A 14,124-nucleotide genomic window follows, 5' to 3' on the forward strand; every position below is an offset into this window, starting at 1 on the left:
TCCCGCGCCCGAGCCCGATGCGCCCGAGCGCGCGCGCCATGTCGGGGGCCCGGCGAAGCAGCGCACGTACCGCCTCGCGTGCGGCGGCATCGGCGAGGAAGAAGCCGGCAGCGTCATGCCGCGCGGCGATGGCGTCAGGCAGCGTCGCGGGCGAACCGAGGCGCGCGGCGAGAAGCCGCCCGCCAGCGGCGGTGACGGTGCGGTCGATCGCGGCGAGCACGCTGCCCTCGCGCCCGCCCGTAGCACTCGTGGTGAGCTCCAGGCTGCGGCGGGTGGCGGCATCGATCGCCATGGTCGTGGCTGCCGTTTCGCGTGCGAGCGGGGCCAGCAGCGGCAGCGCGCCTGCCTGCGTCGATCGCACATAGGCGAGCAGCGCGCCGGCCGCCGCGATCTCGACATCGGCGAAGCTGCCGAAGCCATCCAGCGTCGCCACGCCATAGGCCTCGCGCAGCGTCCGCGCCGCCGGCTCCGGCTTGAAGCGCGTGGCGGGCAGCGCGACCAGCCGCTGCTTCCAGGGCAGGAGTGCCGCATCGCCCGCCGCATCCTCGGCCACCAGCAGCTCTGCCGGATCGAGGGCGGCGATGGCACCGGCAAGGTCGCGCGCCGGCAGCGAGCGGCAGGCGAAGGTGCCGGTGGTGATGTCGAGCCAGGCGAGCGCGCCGATGCCGTCATCGCCCGCCGTCGTGGCCGCGACCCAGGAGGGGCGGTCGGGCTCGAGCAGCGCCTCCTCGGTGATGGTGCCCGGCGTGACGACGCGCACGACAGCGCGCGGCAGCGGGCCGCGATGGCCGCGGGCCTTGGCCTGCTCGGGCGTTTCCGTCTGCTCGACGATGGCGATGCGGAAGCCCCGGCGGATCAGCCGCGCGAGATAGGGCTCCGCGTTCGCGGCCGGCACGCCGCACATCGGGATGGGCTTTCCGGCATGCTCGCCCCGCGTGGTCAGTGCGATGTCGAGCGCCGGCGCGGCCTTCTCCGCATCCTCGAAGAACAGCTCGAAGAAATCGCCCATGCGGAAGAACAGCACCGCGTCGGGGTGCTGCTCCTTCGCCGCGAACCACTGGGCGAGCATCGGGGAGGGGGCGTCGGGCCTGGGCACGGCGCGCACGGTGGCGAGAGCGGCGCGGCCGCGCAAGGGCGACAGGTGCGCGGCGGCGCAAGGGCGACAGGTGCGCTGCCGCGCGGGGCCGCGCTACACTGCCGCGGAAGACGGGGAGGACAGCATGACGCTCAGCGGCATGAACCACATGACGATCAACTGCTCACCGGCCGACCTTGCGGCCTTGCGCGACTTCTACGTCACCGCGCTCGGGCTCACCGAGGGGCGGCGGCCGGATTTTCCCTTCCCCGGCCACTGGCTCTACCTGAACGACAGCCCCGTCGTGCATCTGGCCGGCCGCGCATCGCTGCCCGCCGGGGCGAAGGCGCCAGCACCCGGCAGCGCTGGGTTCGACCATGTGGCCTTCACCGCCACGGGCCTTGAGGCCGCGCGGGAGCGGCTTGCGGCCGCCGGCATCGGCTTCTCCGAGGCCCCGGTGCCCGGCTTCCCGCTGCACCAGATCTTCCTGACCGACCCGCTGGGCCAGAAGATCGAGCTGACCTTTTCGACCGCGGGCTGAGGCGGCTCAGCCCTGCGCGGGGCGGCGCCGCCGGGCGGCGACGAGGCCGACGAGGCCGGCGCCGAGCAGCGCGAGGGACGCAGGCTCAGGCACCGGCACCGGCGCTGCCCCGACGTCGAACGTCACCGTCACGCTCGAGCCGTCCAGCCATGGAAAGCCGTTCACGGCCAGGATCAGGCTGTCGGCGGTGAAGCTCGTGGTGAAGCCGCCTGGCGACCCCGCGGTGGCGGTGCTGATGCCGACGATGCCGCCGGGCGCGCCGGCGAAGTCGAGATCGCCGAGCGTGAAGGTGGAGGCAAAGGGGGAAAGACCACCTTGCAACGCGAGGCTGAACGTGACCGAGAAGGCCGCCACGTCCACCCGGAAGCGAGGGTCGGAATCAAGCACCACGAGGAACTCTGCCGCATCGCCGACGACGGCGGCGCTTGGCGTCACGGCATATTCGCTCTGCGTCAACGTGACGGTATCGCCGATCAGGCTGGCCTTGGCCTCCGGCGCGGCGACGAGTGCGGCCAGGAGCCCGGCGGCACAGGCCAGGCGGTGCATGTGATGCATTGGTGTGGTCCCCCCCGGTCGTCGATTGCGGCCAGGGAGCGATCCCGTGCGCCAATGTCGCCACGTACGACCAAATATGACGACGATGCGGAGGCTAGGCACATTCGTTCGATCGCGCAATCACGGACCTGTGTATGTCGCCCACGGGCACGTGGCCGTGCAGGCGCCTCCGCCCGCGCGGCTTTCCCTGATCGCGGCGCCCTGCCAAGGTGCGGGCAAGATCAGGGATTTATGCGGAGGAGCGACCATGGACGGGGCGAATGACGGGCGCAGCGCGCGCGTGACGGCCGAGGAGGCCCTGCAGCTCCATGCCATGGGCAAGCCGGGCAAGCTCGAGATCCGCCTCACCAAGCCGCTGACGACGGCGCGCGACCTCTCGCTGGCCTACTCCCCCGGCGTGGCGGAACCCTGCAAGCACATCGCCGCCAACCCCTCGCTCGCCTACGAGTACACGGCCAAGGGCAACATGGTGGCGGTGGTGAGCAACGGCACGGCGGTGCTGGGCCTGGGCAACCTCGGCGCTCTCGCGGGCAAGCCGGTGATGGAAGGCAAGGCGGTGCTGTTCAAGCGCTTCGCCGATGTCGACAGCATCGACCTCTGCATCGATACCGAGGACACCGACGCCTTCGTCAACGCCGTCCGCTATCTCGGCCCCTCCTTCGGCGGCATCAACCTCGAGGACATCAAGGCGCCCGAGTGCTTCATCATCGAGCAGCGGCTGCGCGAGCTGATGGACATCCCGGTGTTCCATGATGACCAGCACGGCACCGCCATCGTCGCCGCCGCGGGCCTGATCAACGCCGCCCATCTCACGGGGCGCGAGCTCCGCGACATGACGCTCGTCGTCAACGGCGCGGGCTCGGCCGGAATCGCCTGCGTCGAGCTGCTGAAGGCGATGGGCATGCGCGGCGACAACGTCATCCTCTGCGACACGAAGGGCGTGATCTGGAAGGGCCGCACCGAGGGGATGAACCAGTGGAAATCGGCGCATGCCGCCGACACGCGCGCGCGCACGCTCGCCGAGGCGCTCGTGGGGGCGGATGCGTTCTTCGGCCTCTCCCAGGCAGGGGCGGTGACGCAGGACATGGTCCGCTCCATGGCGGCGAACCCGATCATCTTCGCCATGGCCAATCCCGACCCCGAGATCACGCCGGAGGACGCGAAGGCCGCGCGCAGCGACGTGATCATCGCAACGGGGCGGAGCGACTATCCGAATCAGGTGAACAACGTTCTCGGCTTTCCCTACATCTTCCGTGGCGCGCTCGACGTGCGCGCGTCCACCATCAACGACGCGATGAAGGTCGCCGCCGCCGAGGCGCTCGCTGCACTCGCGCGCGAGGACGTTCCCGATGAGCTCGACGCCGCTGCCGCCACGCTCGGCTCCAGGCTTCGTTACGGGCCGGAATACATCCTTCCCCTGCCGTTCGACCCCAGGCTGATCGCGCGCGTGTCCCCTGCCGTGGCGAAGGCGGCGATGGACAGCGGCGTGGCGCGCAAGCCGCTCAAGGACCTGCGCAAATACGTGCGCGACCTTGCCGCCAGGCTCGACCCGACCTCGGCCGCGCTCGACGCGATCATGGAGGCGGTGCGCGCCAATCCGCGCCGCGTGGTGTTCGCCGAGGGCGAGGAGGAGAAGACGATCCGCGCGGCGGTGGCGTTCCGCAACGCGGGCTACGGCATTCCCGTGCTGATCGGCCGCGAGGAACGCGTGCTCGCGACCATGGAGGGCTTGGGCCTCGGCGACACCGCCGGCATCGAGGTGCACAACGCCCGGCTCTCGGGTGCGAATGCGCGCTATGCCGAGTTCCTCTACGCGCGCACGCAGCGGCAGGGGGCGCTTGCGCGCGATTGCCAGCGCCTCGTCAACCAGGACCGCAACGTGTTCGGCGCCTGCATGGTGGCGCTGGGCGATGCGGATGCGATGGTGACGGGCCTGTCGCGCAGCTACAGCGTGAGCCTCGAGGGCGTACTGTCGGTGATCGATCCGGCGCCGAACCATCTCGTCTTCGGCATCTCCATCCTGTTGACCGACCAGGGCACCGTGCTGGTGGCCGACACCGCGATGCACGAGCGGCCGAACGCCGAGCAGCTGGCCGACATCGCCAAGGCCACCGCTGCGGCAGGGCGCCGCATGGGGCTTGAGCCGCGCGTGGCGTTCCTCTCCTTCTCCACCTTCGGCGACCCCAAGGGCTCCATTCCGGGCTCGATCCGTGAGGCGGTCGCGCTGCTCGACGAGCGTAAGCCCGATTTCGAGTACGACGGCGAAATGGCCGCCGACGTGGCGCTCGACCCCACCTTGCGCGCGCTCTACCCGTTCTGCCGCCTGACGGGGCCGGCGAACGTGCTGGTGATGCCGGGGCTGCACGCGGCCCACATCCTGACGCGCGCCTTGCCGCGGCTTGGCCAGGTGACGGTGATCGGCCCGATCCTCCAGGGCCTCGGGCACCCCGTGCAGATCGTGCCGCTGGATGCCTCGACCAACACCGTGGTGCTCATGGCGGCGTTCGCGGCGTATCAGAGTTTGGCGCGGTAGCGGGGCGCCCTTTACCCCGACTTGAGCACCATCTGTGCGCGCAAGAGCTTACGTGTCGGGTCGGATCTCTGGACTAACGGGGCCTTAGATTCACTTTTTCTGCACGCTGTTGGAATTCGTTGCTGCGCTCAATTAGGTGCTCCCAAATGAAGTCGCGGAACGTCCATGGCCAGTTATCTTCCTCGCCAAGGCCACCCGCGTTTGCCAGAATTCCTTTGCTCGAGAGCGCTCGCGCGGTCGGCGATGAAAGCGATATCTGGATAGTCTGTGAGCGACTCCTGAGGGCCGACGCTATAAGGAGAATTTCGTCGTCTGCAAGGAATTCTAAACGCTTCAGAACAGCGAGCCTCGATGCCTCTCGCTGTTCGAGTTTCTGTCTTTCTTCTTCCTGCGTCTTGGCCTTTTCATCTGCTCGCCGCTGCTCTCGTCGCTTGCTGGCTCGGCGACTTATCCACGCTCGGCGCCCTGCGCGTAACGCGTTTTCCAACGTTTTCGCGAGTGCAACTGCGCCAAACAACCACATCACAACGACTGTCACCCACTGCCAGTCAAGTGGAACGACGTCTCTGACAATATAGGCGACAACCGCGACAGCCGCGCAGACGAGCGCGGTGACTGACGAGAGCACCCGTTCGATCGAGCCTATAATCGTCTCCATCTCCAAATCCTGTGAGGTTGCTGCATAGGCGGCAAGGACGCGATGCCGGGGCTGCCGGGTGCCCCAGACAATAGCTGCCAAAGCTGGGCGGCAAGTCACACACAAAACTGCGCCGCAGCTGTTCGTGCATTGCGGCTAACTCCCCCTTGCCGCGCGGTCCCACACGCGGCATCTCACCCCCATGCCCCGCACCCTCCTCGACAAGCTCTGGTCGCTCCACCGCATCGCGCCCGCGGGCGGCGGGCAGGACCTCGTGCATATCGACCGCATCCTGCTGCACGACCTCTCCGGCGCCCGCGCGCTGACGGAGGTGGCGGAGAAGGGCTACGCCATCCCCAACCCCGCACTCGCCTTCGCCACACCTGACCACGCCGTCGCTACCGCGCCCGGCCGCACGGCGGAGACCTTCGCCAAGGGGGCGGGTGGCGTGCATGCGCTGCGGCGTGGCGCCGCCACGCATGGCATCCGCCTGTTCGACCTCGGCGAGGACGGGCAGGGCATCGTGCATGTCATGGGGCCGGAGCTCGGCATCGTGCTGCCGGGGCTGACGGTCATCTGCGGCGACAGCCATACCTGCACCAATGGCGGTCTCGGCGCTCTTGCCTTCGGCGTCGGCTCCTCGGAGCTCACGCACGCGCTGGCAACGCAGACGCTGCGGATGGAAAAGCCGCGCGCCATGCGCGTGCGGTTCGAGGGCACGTTCCCCCAGGGCACCACGGCGAAGGATGCGGTGCTCGCCGCGATCGGCCGCCTCGGCACCGGCGCCGCGGCAGGATTCGCCGTCGAGTGGGCAGGCTCCGCCGTGCGCGCGCTGCCGGTCGAGGCGCGGCTGACACTCTGCAACCTCACCATCGAGATGGGGGCGCGCATCGGCTTCGTCGCCCCCGATGAGGCCACCTTCGCCTGGATCGCGGGGCGCGACCATGCGCCGAAGGGGGCAGCGTGGGACGCGGCCGTCGCGCACTGGCGCACGCTGCGCAGTGACGACGATGCGGTGTTCGATGCCGATCATGTGATCGATGCCGCTACGATCGCGCCGCAGGTGACGTGGGGCACGAGCCCGGAGCATGTCATCGCCGTCGACGCGCCGATCCCTGACCCTGACGCCGCGCCCGATCCCGCGCGCAGGAAAGCGTGGGCCGATGCGCTTGCCTACCAGGGGCTCGCGCCGAACCGTCCGCTTGCAGGAACGCCGGTCGACTGGGTGTTCATCGGCTCCTGCACCAATTCGCGCCTCTCCGATCTGCGCGACGCCGCCGCCATGGTGCGCGGCCGGCGCGTGGCGGAGGGCGTCACGGCCTGGGTCGTGCCGGGCAGCGTGCGCGTCAAGCGCGCGGCCGAGGCCGAGGGGCTCGATGCCGTGTTTCGCGAGGCGGGGTTCGACTGGCGCGAGCCTGGCTGTTCGCTCTGCGTCGCGGCGAATGGCGAGGCGGTGCCGGCGGGCGCGCGGTGTGTTTCGACATCGAACCGGAACTTCGTCGGCCGGCAGGGCAAGGGCGCGCGCACGCATCTCGCCTCTCCCGCCATGGCCGCCGCCGCCGCGGTTGCCGGCCGCATCGTCGACATCAGGCCCATGTTCCGCGGCGGGGAGTTCTGAGCGTGCAGCCCTTCACCACCGTCACCGGCCCCGCCGCACCGCTGCTCAGGCCCAACATCGACACCGATGTGATCATCCGCGTCGAACGCCTCGTCGGCACCACGAAGGCCGAGATGGGCGCGCATGCCTTCGAGGTATGGCGCCGCCGCGCCGATGGCAGCGAGGACGGCGATTTCGTTCTGAACCATCCACAGTTCAGGACCGCACCCATCCTGCTCGCCGGCCCGAATTTCGGCTGCGGGTCCAGCCGCGAGGGCGCGGTGTGGGCGCTCGCCGGGGCCGGCATCCGCGCCGTGATCGCGCCCTCCTTCTCCGACATCTTCGCCAACAACGCGCTCCAGAACGGCCTGCTGCCCGTCGTGCTGCCCGAGGCCACGATTGCCGCGCTGGCGGAGGAGGTGGAGGCCTCTCCCGGCAACGCGCGCGTGACGGTCGACCTCGACCGGATGGTGGTGACGGCACCGTCGGGCGCGGAACACCGTTTCGTGATCGATCCGGCGCGGCGCGAGGCGCTGTTGGCCGGCCTCGACGATATCGGGCTCACGCTGCGCCAGGGCGAGGCGATCGGGGCCTGGCAGGCGGAGGATCGCGCCGCGCGGCCCTGGGTGTGGCCGATGAGCGCCTGATCGCCGGCACACCTCGCGCGGTAGATGACCATTTCGTAATGCGGCCGAATGGGTTGGCGTAATCTCTGCGGTTCCACTCTTGGGTTGTTCAGGGTGGTGGCCTTTCCCGGCAGGCTTCCATCCGTTATGGCGGGCCGGCGGCACAACTACCTCCCAGCCGCCGGCCCGTTCATTTTTCGGGCCCCCCAGCGCTCCCTGTTCGCGGCCGTTGCGTTTCGGCCCCCGCCTTGCCACGCTGTCGGCCGACAGAGGAGCATGAGCGCGCCGCGTGAACAGCATCTCTCCCCTTCCACGCTCTCCTGCTCCCCGCAGCGGCGACGATACGCTCTGGGCCGTCATCGCCACCGTCGGCAAGACCGATCGCATCGCCGAGATCTTCCGCACGCGTGACGATGCGCTCGAGGACCGCGCCTGGCGGGCGGCGCAGGTGCGGGCGTATGAGCACCTGATCGTGCGCACGAAGCAGCCGGTGCCGCGCTACTCCGTCGCTCCCATCCGCCGCGCCGACATCCCGCGGGCCTGGTCGCCGCTGCCGGCGCTGGGCTTCCTCAGGGGCCGCTTCGTCTGAGCGTTGCCGTCACGCTCGCGCGCCCCTCGCGTGCGTTGCTGGCGGGCTATGTCGCCTCGCTCCAACATCGGTGGGGAACGCATCCGCGTGGCCCATCTCGCCGCGATCGCGGCCGACGCGGATGCCTTCCTTACCAGCCTGCATGATCCGGAGGCGAGGGGAGCGCGGATCACCCTCGCCGATGGCAGCACGGTGCCGCGGCTTCCCGGCTATACGCGCTGGATCGACGCGGGCGGCTTCGCTGGCTTCGCCAACCTGCGCTGGCAGCGGGGAACAGATGTGCTGCCGCCGCATGTGTCCGGCCATATCGGATATGGCGTGGTGCCGCAGCGCCGCCGCCAGGGCATCGCCACGCGTGCGCTGGCGCTCCTCCTGGACGAGGCGCGCGGCATTGGCCTGGCCGCGGTGATTCTGACGGCAGGGCTGGAGAACCTCGCCTCGCAGCGGGTGATCGCGGCCAATGGCGGGATCGCCATGGGGCGCGAGACGGTGCCTCCGGCACTCGGCGGGCGGGAGATCATCCGGTGGCGGATCGCTCTCTGACATTGCCCCTTTGCCGTACAGGGTTTCGTTAACCTTTTCCTCCTAAGCCATTGTGCATCCACACCAGGAGGCACCATGGATCGCGCGGAAGTCACCAATGCCCAGGGCAAGTTCTCCGGGCTCGCCCCTCGGCTGATCATCGGGTTCGGCGTCGTCCTCGCGCTGCTCGTCGCGCTCGGCGCGATCGCGGTCAATCGCGTGAACGAGATCAGCGCCAGCCTCGCGACGATGAACGACATCAACAGCGTCAAGCAGCGCTACGCCATCAACTTCCGCGGCTCGGTGCATGACCGTGCGATCAGCCTGCGTGATGTCGTGCTCGTCACGGCAGCGCCTGAGCGGAGTGCCTCGCTGGCCGAGATCGACCGACTTGCCGCGTTCTACGCCGACAGTGCCACGCGGCTCGATGCGATGATGGCAACGGGTGCGGAGGTGACGCTGCGCGAGCGCGAGATCCTCGCGGCCATCAAGGAGACCGAGCGCCGCACCCTGCCGATGATCACGGAGGTGAGCGCGCTGATAAACCGCGGCCAGGCTGAGCGTGCGCACGCGATGCTGATGGGCGATGCGCGGCCCGCCTTCATCACCTGGCTCGCACAGATCAACCAGTTCATCGACCTCCAGGAGGAGAAGAACCGCGGCATCGCCACCTATGCCCGGGGGATCGCCGGCGGGTTCCAGGCCATGATGCTTGTTCTGCTGGCCAGCGCGCTCGCGGTCGGCGTCGCTGCGGCAGCGTGGTCGACCCGTGCGGTCGGTCCGCTCCGCCGGCTTGCGGTGACGATGCGCCAGATGGCGGCGGGCGAGGCGGTCGGGGAGATCCCTGGCATCGACCGGCGCGATGAGGTCGGCGCGATGGCCGCTGCGGTCGCCGTCTTCCGGACGGAGGGCGAGGAGGCCAAGCGCCTTCGTGCCGAGCAGGAGGCAGAGCGCGCCAAAGCCGCCGCAGGCCAAATCGCTGCCCTGCGCGGCATGGCCGACCGTGTCGAGACCGAAACCCTCGGCGCTATGGCGGCGATGGCTGAGCAGGCGGCCGGCCTCGCGCGCGACAGCCGCGCGGTGGCAGAGCTCGTCTCGCGCGTCGACCACACCGCCGATGCCGTGCGCGGCAACGCCGACGACAGCCTTGGCGTGGCCGAGACGGTGGCCGATGCGGCGGAACAGCTTGCCGCCTCCATCCGTGGCATCACGGACCAGGTGCGCGATGCGGCAACTGTGAGCCGCGGGCTTGCCACCGACAGCAGCGAGACGGAGCAGGTCATCGTTGCCCTGTCCGGCGCGGTCGGGCAGATCGGTGACGTGACGCGCCTGATCCAGGAGATCGCCGGCAAGACGAACCTGCTCGCGCTCAACGCCACGATCGAGGCGGCGCGCGCCGGCGAGGCCGGCAAGGGCTTCGCCGTCGTTGCCGGCGAGGTGAAGAGCCTCGCCGCGCAGACCGCTCGGGCGACGCAGGAGATCGGCCAGCACATCGAGGCGGTGCGAGACCGGACCGAGGCCGCGGTGCAGACGGTGCGGCGCATTGCCCAGTCGGTCGGGCGGATGGACCAGCTTGCCGGGTCGCTCGCCGATGCGGTGAACCAGCAGGACGGTGCGACGCGCGCGATCGCCCAGAGCATCGGCGGCGTGACGCACGCCGCACGCGAGATGAGCGCGCGCATCGCTTCCGTCTCGACCGACGCGCGCGGTGCGGGCGAGCTTGCCGGCCGCACCCAGGCGGAGACGGCGAGCCTGGCGGCCAACACCGAGGCGCTGAAGTCGCAGGTCGTGGCGATCCTGCGCACCTCCGTTCCCGAGGTTGACCGCCGCGAGGAGCGCCGCCAGCCGGCAGCCGGCGAGGCGACGCTGTCGCTCGGCGCCGACCGCTTCTCGGTGCGCGTCCTCGACGTCGGGCCCGGTGGGGCAGGGCTTGGCGGCGTCCCGCAGGCGAGGGTCGGCCAGCGCGGCGTGCTGTCGCTACCGGGGCGGCCAGCACTGCAGGTCGAAGTGAGGCATGTGAGCGACGGGCGTGTTGGCGTGGCCTTCGCGGCGGGAGCGGCGATCGCTGCCTGAACAACGGCGGGGCGGCAGGCAGATGTGCCTGTCGCTCCGGCTTCCCGGTGGGCTGCGCCCTCAGCCCTTGCCTTCGAAGAACTCGCGGACCTTGGCGAAGAAGCCCGCACTTTCCGGGCTCGACTTGTCGTCCGCCTTCTCCGCCTCCTCCTCGAAGGCGCGGAGAAGCTCCTGCTGCTTCTTCGTCAGGTTCATCGGCGTCTCGACCGCGACCTGGATGTAGAGGTCGCCGCGGGCTGACGACCCGAGCTGCGTCATGCCCTTGCCGCGCAGGCGGAACTGGTCGCCCGTCTGCGTGCCTGGCGTGATCGTCACCTTGGCGCGGCCGCCCTCGACCGTCGGCACCTCGATCGACCCGCCGAGCGAGGCGGCCGTCATGCGCAGCGGCACGCGGCAGTAGAGGTTGGCCCCCTCGCGCTGGAACAGCTTGTGCGGGCGGACCATGACGTTGACGTAGAGATCGCCGGCCGTCGCGCCGCGCAGGCCCGCCTCGCCCGCGCCAGTGACGCGCATGCGCGTGCCGTCCTCGACGCCTGCGGGAATATCCACATTCAGCGTCCGCTCGCGCTGCACGCGGCCGGCACCTGCGCAGATCTTGCAGGGGTCCTTGACCACCTTGCCGGTGCCGCCGCAGGTGGGGCAGGTGCGCTCGATGAGGAAGAAGCCCTGCTGCGCGCGGATCTTGCCCGCGCCGTTGCAGCTCGCACAGGTCTGCGGCGCCACCGCCCCTTCTGAGCCAGAGCCCTTGCAGGCTTCGCAGACGATGGCCGTCGGCACGCGAAGCGTCGCCTTCTTGCCGGCGAAAGCCTCCTCGAGCGAGAGCTCGACGCGCGTCTGGAGGTCAGCGCCGCGGCCGGCTCCGCCGTTGGGTCCGCCCCGGCCGCGGCCGGTCATCAGGTCGCTGAAGATGTCGTCGAACATGTCGGCGAAGGAGCCGCTGTTCTGGAACCCACCGAAGCCGGCACCACCGGGCCCGCGCCCGCCGCCGGCGGAGCCGTCGAAGGCTGCGTGGCCGTAACGGTCATAGGCCGCCCGCTTCTCCGCGTCCTTCAGCACGTCGTACGCCTCGTTCACCTCCTTGAACTTCGCCTCGGCCTTCTTGTCGCCGGGGTTCCGATCGGAGTGATACTGCATCGCGAGCTTGCGATAGGCCTTTTTAAGGTCATCGGCGCTCGCTTCGCGGGCGGCACCGAGCACCGCGTAGAAATCCTGCTTGCTCATGGCTGGACGCCTATTGCGTCAAAAGGGGACCGGCCACCTGGATGCCGGGTCTCGGCATCCAGGTGGCACGCAACGCGATCATCCGCCGTGTGCCTGGCAAGTCAACCAGGGCGGCTCAGGCGGACTTCTTCTTGTTCTTGTCGTCGACGTCCTCGAAATCCGCGTCGACCACCTTGTCGTCCTTCGGCGGCTCGGTGCCGCCTGCCCCTGGGCCAGCCTCTGGCGCAGCGCCGGCCTCCGGGTTCGCCTGCTGCTGGCGGTAGAGCACCTCGCCGAGCTTCATCGAGGCCTGGGCGAGCGTGTCGGTCGCTGCCCGGATGGCATCGATGTCATCGCCGTCCTTCACCGCGTTGAGCGCCGCGAGTGCCTGCTCGGCTGCCTCCTTCTCGGGTGCGCCGCCAAGCTTCTCGGCATTCTCCTTTAGCGTCTTGTCGGTCTGGTGGGCGAGTGCCTCGGCATGGTTGCGCGCCTCGATCGTCTCGCGACGCTTGCGGTCGGCGTCGGCGTTCGCCTCGGCTTCCTTCACCATGCGCTGGATCTCGGCATCCGACAGCCCGCCAGAGGCCTGGATGCGGATCTGCTGCTCCTTGCTGGTGGCCTTGTCCTTGGCCTGGACCGAGACGATGCCGTTGGCATCGATGTCGAACGTCACCTCGATCTGCGGCACGCCGCGTGGTGCGGGCGGGATGCCCACGAGGTCGAACTGGCCCAGCAACTTGTTGTCGGCCGCGATCTCACGCTCGCCCTGGAACACCTTGATGGTCACGGCGTTCTGGCTGTCATCGGCGGTCGAGAAGATCTGGCTTTTCCGCGTCGGGATCGTGGTGTTGCGGTCGATCAGCCGGGTGAACACGCCGCCCAGCGTCTCGATGCCGAGCGACAGCGGCGTCACGTCGAGCAGGACGACGTCCTTCACCTCGCCCTTCAGCACCGCACCCTGGACCGCCGCGCCGATCGCCACCACCTCGTCGGGGTTGACGTTGCGGGCAGGCTCGCGGCCGAAGAAGGTCTTCACCGTCTCGAAGATCTTCGGCATGCGGGTCATGCCGCCGACGAGGATCACCTCGTCGATTTCGGCCGCCGACACGCCGGCATCCTTCAGCGCCGACTTGCAGGGCTCGAGCGTCTTGGCGATCAGGTCATCGACCAGCGCCTCGAGCTTGGCGCGGCTGAGCTTCACCACAAGGTGCTTGGGGCCGGAGGCATCGGCGGTGATGAAGGGCAGGTTGATCTCGGTCTCCTTGGCGGAGGAGAGCTCGATCTTGGCCTTCTCGGCGGCTTCCTTCAGGCGCTGGAGGGCCAGCTTGTCGTTGCGCAGGTCGATGCCCTGGTCGCGCTTGAACTCGTCCGCCAGGTAGTCGATCACGCGCTTGTCGAAATCCTCGCCGCCGAGGAACGTGTCGCCATTCGTGCTCTTCACCTCGAACACCCCGTCCTCGATCTCGAGGATGGAGATGTCGAACGTGCCGCCGCCCAGGTCATACACCGCGACGGTGCCGGCCTTCTTCTTCTCGAGCCCGTAGGCCAGAGCCGCGGCCGTCGGCTCGTTGATGATGCGGAGCACCTCGAGCCCGGCGATGCGGCCTGCGTCCTTCGTTGCCTGGCGCTGGCTGTCGTTGAAGTAGGCCGGAACGGTGATGACGGCCTGCGTCACCTTCTCGCCGAGATAGGCCTCGGCGGTTTCCTTCATCTTGCCGAGGATGAAGGCGCTGATCTGGGAGGGCGAATACTTCTCGCCGCGCGCCTCGACCCACGCATCGCCGCCATCAGCCTTGACGATGCGATAGGGCACCATGCCGATGTCCTTCGCGACCATCGGGTCATCGAAGCGGCGGCCGATCAGGCGCTTGACGGCATAGAGGGTGTTCAGCGGGTTGGTCACGCCCTGGCGCTTCGCTGCCTGGCCGACCAGCCGCTCGCCACTGTCGGCGAAGGCGACCATCGACGGCGTCGTGCGCGCACCCTCGCTGTTCTCGATGACGCGGACATCCTTGCCCTCGAGGATCGCCACGCAGCTGTTCGTGGTGCCGAGGTCGATGCCGATGACCTTACTCATGTTCTTCTCCTGTTCCGGCGAGACCGGGCGGCCCGTTCAGGCACCACGCCGTCCCCCACTGTCCTGGTTCCCAGCGGCAGGCATGCCGCAGATGACGTC

10 protein-coding genes and 2 pseudogenes are annotated in these 14,124 nt (G+C 69.4%); 7 read left to right on the forward strand and 5 right to left on the reverse strand.

Annotated features, from left to right (window positions below; translation table 11 throughout):
- Positions 1-1,096, reverse strand: a pseudogene (locus Q0C38_RS20815) (DNA mismatch repair protein MutS); the annotation flags it as partial.
- 124 nt (positions 1,097-1,220) lie between these two features.
- Between Q0C38_RS20815 and Q0C38_RS20820 the strand changes: the two are divergent.
- Complete coding sequence (locus Q0C38_RS20820) at positions 1,221-1,616, forward strand: VOC family protein (protein WP_291299056.1); 396 nt, start codon at positions 1,221-1,223, stop codon at positions 1,614-1,616.
- Between the two features lie 6 nt (positions 1,617-1,622).
- On the opposite strand, the pseudogene Q0C38_RS23345 reads toward Q0C38_RS20820, so the two are convergent.
- A pseudogene (locus Q0C38_RS23345) lies at positions 1,623-1,727 on the reverse strand (PEP-CTERM sorting domain-containing protein); the annotation flags it as partial.
- Between the two features lie 691 nt (positions 1,728-2,418).
- On the opposite strand from Q0C38_RS23345, the gene Q0C38_RS20830 reads away from it, so the two are divergent.
- Positions 2,419-4,704 carry an NADP-dependent malic enzyme gene (locus Q0C38_RS20830; RefSeq protein ID WP_291299058.1) on the forward strand — a complete coding sequence of 762 codons (2,286 nt, stop codon included), beginning with the start codon at positions 2,419-2,421 and terminating at the stop codon, positions 4,702-4,704.
- 73 nt (positions 4,705-4,777) lie between these two features.
- Here Q0C38_RS20830 and Q0C38_RS20835 read toward each other — a convergent pair whose 3' ends face one another.
- The gene (locus Q0C38_RS20835) at positions 4,778-5,362 is read right to left on the reverse strand and encodes a hypothetical protein (protein ID WP_291299059.1); all 585 of its coding nucleotides are present in this window, start codon (positions 5,360-5,362) and stop codon (positions 4,778-4,780) included.
- Positions 5,363-5,543: 181 nt separating this feature from the next.
- On the opposite strand from Q0C38_RS20835, the gene leuC reads away from it, so the two are divergent.
- The 5 genes from leuC (at position 5,544) to Q0C38_RS20860 (ending at position 10,748) form a co-directional block, all read left to right on the forward strand.
- The gene (gene leuC / locus Q0C38_RS20840; protein WP_291299060.1) at positions 5,544-6,959 is read left to right on the forward strand and encodes a 3-isopropylmalate dehydratase large subunit; all 1,416 of its coding nucleotides are present in this window, start codon (positions 5,544-5,546) and stop codon (positions 6,957-6,959) included.
- Between the two features lie 2 nt (positions 6,960-6,961).
- Positions 6,962-7,585, forward strand: a complete 624-nt coding sequence (gene leuD, locus Q0C38_RS20845) for a 3-isopropylmalate dehydratase small subunit (protein WP_291299061.1) — start codon at positions 6,962-6,964, stop codon at positions 7,583-7,585.
- Positions 7,586-7,853: 268 nt separating this feature from the next.
- A complete protein-coding gene (locus Q0C38_RS20850) occupies positions 7,854-8,153 on the forward strand; it encodes a hypothetical protein (RefSeq protein WP_291299062.1) in 300 nt (99 codons plus the stop codon).
- Between the two features lie 87 nt (positions 8,154-8,240).
- On the forward strand, positions 8,241-8,696 hold the full coding sequence (locus Q0C38_RS20855; RefSeq protein WP_291299063.1) for a GNAT family N-acetyltransferase: 456 nt from the start codon (positions 8,241-8,243) through the stop codon (positions 8,694-8,696).
- A gap of 75 nt (positions 8,697-8,771) precedes the next feature.
- Complete coding sequence (locus Q0C38_RS20860; protein WP_291299064.1) at positions 8,772-10,748, forward strand: methyl-accepting chemotaxis protein; 1,977 nt, start codon at positions 8,772-8,774, stop codon at positions 10,746-10,748.
- Positions 10,749-10,808: 60 nt separating this feature from the next.
- On the opposite strand, the gene dnaJ is transcribed toward Q0C38_RS20860, so the two are convergent.
- The gene (gene dnaJ, locus Q0C38_RS20865; RefSeq protein WP_291299065.1) at positions 10,809-11,969 is read right to left on the reverse strand and encodes a molecular chaperone DnaJ; all 1,161 of its coding nucleotides are present in this window, start codon (positions 11,967-11,969) and stop codon (positions 10,809-10,811) included.
- Between the two features lie 115 nt (positions 11,970-12,084).
- A complete protein-coding gene (dnaK, locus tag Q0C38_RS20870) occupies positions 12,085-14,025 on the reverse strand; it encodes a molecular chaperone DnaK (protein ID WP_291299066.1) in 1,941 nt (646 codons plus the stop codon).
- Positions 14,026-14,124: the final 99 nt, after the last annotated feature.

Origin of the sequence: Elioraea sp., from assembly GCF_022842375.1 — a bacterium.
Classification (GTDB): Bacteria; Pseudomonadota; Alphaproteobacteria; order Acetobacterales; family Acetobacteraceae; genus Elioraea_A.

Coding starts and splice junctions, on each gene's coding strand:
- Q0C38_RS20820 (WP_291299056.1), top strand. CDS start 1,221: ATGACGCTCAGCGGCATGAACCACATGACGATCAACTGCTCACCGGCC.
- Q0C38_RS20830 (WP_291299058.1), top strand. CDS start 2,419: ATGGACGGGGCGAATGACGGGCGCAGCGCGCGCGTGACGGCCGAGGAG.
- Q0C38_RS20835 (WP_291299059.1), bottom strand. CDS start 5,362: ATGGAGACGATTATAGGCTCGATCGAACGGGTGCTCTCGTCAGTCACC.
- leuC (WP_291299060.1), top strand. CDS start 5,544: ATGCCCCGCACCCTCCTCGACAAGCTCTGGTCGCTCCACCGCATCGCG.
- Q0C38_RS20860 (WP_291299064.1), top strand. CDS start 8,772: ATGGATCGCGCGGAAGTCACCAATGCCCAGGGCAAGTTCTCCGGGCTC.
- dnaJ (WP_291299065.1), bottom strand. CDS start 11,969: ATGAGCAAGCAGGATTTCTACGCGGTGCTCGGTGCCGCCCGCGAAGCG.
- dnaK (WP_291299066.1), bottom strand. CDS start 14,025: ATGAGTAAGGTCATCGGCATCGACCTCGGCACCACGAACAGCTGCGTG.